This window comes from Chitinophaga sp., assembly GCF_035564935.1.
Taxonomy (GTDB): domain Bacteria; phylum Bacteroidota; class Bacteroidia; order Chitinophagales; family Chitinophagaceae; genus Chitinophaga.
In genome coordinates, this window is the sequence record NZ_DATMTE010000808.1 from 1 (window position 1) to 5,439 (window position 5,439).

1 protein-coding gene is annotated in these 5,439 nt (G+C 49.6%); it reads left to right on the forward strand.

Annotated features, from left to right (window positions below; genetic code table 11):
* The first annotated feature begins 21 nt into the window (after positions 1-21).
* Positions 22-5,418 carry an Ig-like domain-containing protein gene (locus VN105_RS21120; RefSeq protein WP_325643912.1) on the forward strand — a complete coding sequence of 1,799 codons (5,397 nt, stop codon included), beginning with the start codon at positions 22-24 and terminating at the stop codon, positions 5,416-5,418.
* The last annotated feature ends 21 nt before the right edge of the window (positions 5,419-5,439 follow it).

Genomic DNA, 5,439 nt, shown 5'->3' on the forward strand with positions numbered 1-5,439 from the left:
TACCTAACGGCCTCACACGGCGTGCGTGCGCAAACGTACACCTGGAACCAGGTCCGGATAGGCGGGTCGGGTGCACTGCCTTCTTTTGTGGCACACCCTATGGTACCCGATCTTTATTTCATTACCACCGATGTAGGCACACCTTACCGGTGGAATAAGAACCTGCAAAAGTGGGAGCATCTGATGCTATTTAAAAAAATACCCACCAACTACTGGAATTGGGAAGTTAACCAGCGCTGCGGCAGTCTGGGCGTTGACCCCAACGATGCTACCGGTAACATTCTTTATGCTACCGTGGAAAACAGCGCCGGTTCCGGGCCCGGCAAAGGTTCAAGCACAATAGGCACTATCATGAAGAGTACCGACAGGGGCGATTCCTGGACAGACCTGCATGTTCCCATTGTTGTACATCCCAACAGCACACAGACTTACGGGGATCGTATACAGGTGGATCCTACCAACAGCAATAATGTATGGGTGGTTACGGATCAGAACGGCGCCTGGAGAACAGACAATGCCGGCGCCAGCTGGTCGCAGGTAAGCGCTATCACCACACCGGGTTCCTGCTCTTTTATTCTTTTCGATAAAAGCGCCGGCGCCGTTTCCATAAACGGTCAGAACGTTGGCAAACGCATTTACATCGGCCGGTCTACAGGCGTATGGGTATCGGAAGATGGCGGCGCTTCCTTTACACTGATGAGTAACAGCCCTTTGTATCCTCTCCGGGCTACGATTCACGCAGACGGAACCCTGTATGTATCTGCAGGAACCGAGAATCAAAAAAAGGGCGTCTATAAGTATAAGAACAGCAGCTGGCAGGACGTTTCCCCGGTAACTTTAGATCCCGATCCGGTTAACAGCGACAGGTACTTCGCTAAAGTGGCGGTAAGCCCCGCCAATTCAAATGATATTGTTGTAAGTACCCGTGGCAGCTGGCAAAAAGATCCTTATTATATTTCAAGACAGGGCGGCGCCCCCGGCTCCTATACGCAGGGGAAGATCACCCGCGACAACTCGGAAGCGCCGCACTCGGCGAATGACGGCTTACCCTATAATGACCCGGGGCATAATGCTTCTGCTTTTACCTGGGATCCTTTTTACCCCGACAGGGTGTGGATCAACGATATGCTGGATGTGCTTTCTACGGATAATATCTTTGCACCCGTTTCCAACTGGAAGATCCGTGTAGTGGGACTGGAAGAAATAGTGGTAACAGGCCCTATGGCAGCTCCTCCCAGTGGAAAGAACCTGTTGCTTACCGCTACTGCAGATGTGGGAGGCGCCCATCACCGTTCCCTTACAGAACCATTGAACCAGGGCGCCGTTTCCAATACCGCACTGCATTACAGCATCTTCTCCGCGTTTAATATGCAGGGAGTAACTTTCCAGTATACCGATCCTGATTTTGTTGTTCGTGTAGGCTGCGACGGCCCGGCGGCTGATAAGATCGAGGCGTCGCGGGCGGGTTACTCCACCGATGGTGGCGATACCTACACCCTTTTCCCAAAATCGCCTGGTTTGCGCGGACGTGTAGCCATATCGGCCAATCGCAGGAATATCCTCTGGCTCACCCAGGTAGATGGTTATAATCCCGGTAATGTTTACTGGTCGGAAGACCTCGGCGCCACCTGGACCAAATCCACGGGTGTTTCTTCAGGAATTTTGCCATCAGGTCCGCAGTGGAACCTGTACCCCGGGCAAAACCATCTCGTAGCAGACAAAGTGAACGGCGATTATTTCTATATCTGGGACCGTGGTTCGTTTTATGTAAGTGCCGATGGCGGAAAATCATTTCAAAAAACAACCGCTACTGGTCTTACCGCCAACGCCGGCAGCAATCCCAATGGTTCCGGTTATGCTACCAACTCCAACGTGGAGGCAACGCCGGGAAAAACAGGAGATGTGTGGATCGCATTTTACGACGATACCTATCCTCAATACAGCGCCCTTTACCACACGTCCGATACCGGTAAAACATTCAGCAAGGTAGGCGGCGAAGATTTTAAGCCCAAATGGATAGCTGCCGCCATGTCTGATACCACGCCCAATGCACACCTGGCTTTGTATGCCACCAGCCAGATCCTTCCTATCAATGGCATTGCCTACGGCGCTTTTCGTTCTGATGATACAGGTCGCACCTGGACTACCATTGCAGACCGGGTGCCAGGTGTGGTGCAGAATATTACCGCAGATAACAAGGGAAGGATGTTTATTGCTGTTAGCGGAAATGGCATTTATTTCGGCTCCCCGGTAGCAGGACCTGTGCAGGCGGTAGAAATAATCAATCCTGCCTCAGATACCATTGTAAAAGGATTTTCCGTGAAGCTGAACGTAAAGCTCACGCCCGCCTATCCCACCAATCCGGCTGTTACATGGAGCTCTTCGGATACCGCAATAGTAAAAGTAGATTCTTTTGGCAAAGTAAGCGGCGTGAATGCGGGTACTGCTACTATTACGGTTACATCAGTAGATGGAGGAAAAACGGATACAAGACAGATCGTCGTCATTCCCCCGGTTATATCTGCCGGTATTACGATAGACAGTGTTATATATGGTACCATGAATACGCCAAAGCAGATGGCTGTCACTATTACGCCTTCGAATACCACTGATAAAACCCTGAACTGGTCTGTAGCGGACAGTACTATTGCAAGCGTAGATGCCAACGGTGTGGTTACCGGCTTAAAACAGGATACCACCACCCTCACCATTTCCACAGCAGACGGAGGCGCCACCAGAACCGTACAGTTGATCGTGAACACTATTGTTACAGCCATCAATGCCGGTACAACGCCCACCACGGGCAATCCGCCAACGCCGTATCAAAATACCACGATTGGCCAATATATACCCGAAGGACCCACCGGAACCGATAAACTATGGCATGCAGGGTATACCTGGAGTGTTCGTAACGCGGCAACAATGGACCTGAGCCAGGTAACAACGCCCGCTCCCCGCCAGGTATATGAGTATATGCGCGTTGGCAAAAATACGGCAAGCCAGTTGCGTTACTTTTTCCGCAACCTGATTCCCAATGCCAACTATTCGCTGCGCCTGCACTTTGTGGAGCCCAGCGATGCCGATAAAGCCAACCGGGTTTTTAATGTGAAGACCGGCGGCGATAGCCTCATTAACTTCAACATTTACCAGGCCGCAGGCAATAAGCTGAATACCGTGATTACACGCACACTCCAGGCAAAAGCCGACAACGCCGGTATAATAACCGTGATGTTCATTCCTAAAGTAGGTACGAACGATCCTTACAGTGCTTCTATAGCTGCTCTCGAAGCCTCCGTTATCCCGCTTCAGGGAATCAGCATCCATTCAGACAGCAGTAATCTTTATGTAAGCTATAAAGACACCCTGAAACTGACCACCACTCCGGTAAATGCGACCAACAGGAACCTGGTGTACAAGTCTTCCAGCGATGCCATTGCCACGGTAGACCTGAACGGGGTGGTAACCGGAAAAGGAGCCGGCACGGTTACTATCACTGCTACATCTGCCGAAGGCAGTTTTATAGCCGCCAAAACTTATACCGTTATCTACATACCTGTTACATCCTTAACGCTGGATAGCACGTCGGCTAATGTATTTGTAGGATCCACCTTCCAGCTGAATGCGGTTATCAACCCCGCAAAAGCCAGCAATAAGGGAATAGTATGGACATCCTCGGATACAACCGTGGCCAAAGTAAACACCAGTGGCAACATCAGCGGTATTAAACAAGGCGATGTGATCATAACAGCCACCTCGGCCGACAACCCGGCTATCACTGCACAAGCCAATATTCACGTTGCTAATGTGCTGGCCACCGGTCTTACACTGCAGCCATCCACTGCCATTATAGGAGAGAGGGATACACTGCGGGTAAAAGTTTCTTTTCTGCCAGCCAATACCACCATCCGGAAAGTAACCTGGAGTAGTTCCAATACCGCATTAGCTACGGTTGACAGTACAGGTCTTGTTACTGCCATTAAACAAGGCAGCCTTACCATCAACGTCAATACCGTGGATGGCTCCGGCGTTTCAGCTGCCTTGCCTGTAACGGTAGTGCCGTTTGATTCATGTGGAGGAATACCCAATTATGGTTTCGAAAGCGGTCTTATTAACTGGATAGCTTATAAAGAAAGCGTTCCCACAACAGGAGCAGTGTACACCGTTAGCGGAAAGGGACATTCCGGCGACAAAGCCGCTACGCTGGGTACTACTACAGCAAACACCTCTTTGAACATACAAGGCTCTATACCGGTGAGAGGCGGCAGCATCATTGTATTTAGCCAATGGGTGAAAGTGGAAAGAGATGCCACCGGTTACCCGTGGTGGTCGGGATATGGCGTTGGATTTGTAGATAGCCTCGGCGCGCCCACAGGCAATGCTTCCTATCAAAAACAGGTAGACAATGTGGTGGCATACCGCGACAACTGGGCCCAGATAAGGGATACCATCAATGTGCCGGACAGTGCAACAGGGCTTACTTATTGGGTGGCTAAGGTAGGATTCGGTACGGTATGGGTGGATGACTATTGTATAGAAGTTTTAAAAACAAATCAATCTGTTGTTTATGGCATCAACGCGGGCACTACACTCACGCCTCCTGGTCCGTATGCAAATACCACCTTTGCGCAATATGTTCCCGAAGGGCCTACCGGAACCGATAAGCTATGGCATGCAGGTTATACCTGGGTGCAAAAGGTGAATGCTGCCGTAGACCTGTCGTATGTAACAGATCCCGCTCCGCCGCAGGTATACGAGTATATCCGCGTGTTCAAAAGCAATATCACCCAGATGCGTTATTACCTTCGCGGGCTCAGTCCTGATACGGTATATGCCATCCGGCTGCACTTTGTAGAGCCATTTGATTCAGAAAAGAATAAAAGGATATTCAGTGTAAAAGCCACTAATGGACTGGACAGTCTTACAGACTTTAATATATACCAGGCCGCAGGCAACAGGTTGAACACCGCTGTTATACAAACCATCAGGGCAAAAGCAAACAGCGCGGGTATGATACAGGTCACCTTTTATCCTAAAACAGGATTGTATGATCCCTACAGTGGTGCAATAGCGGCCATAGAGGTGCGGACCTTAGCGCCTGCCGACTCCCTGCAAAGTATAAATCAAAGTCAAAACCCGGTCGCAGTAACAGGCGACAAATTTAACAGTCGTGCTAATCCTGGTTTTACAACGGAGGTATATCCGAATCCTTCCGGCAGCGTATTTAATGTAAAAATGACTTCCTCTTCGAAAGCACCGGCAATACTTATTATTGTTAATAACGCCGGCAACGTCATTTATACTACGAAAATAAATGCCGGTATGTATTACCAGGTGGGTAAAACCCTGCAACCAGGAATTTATTATATCAATATTAATCAAGGCGCACAAAGCAAAACATTGAAGGTGGTGAAACAATAATGTAATGCTGTTTTAAATGAA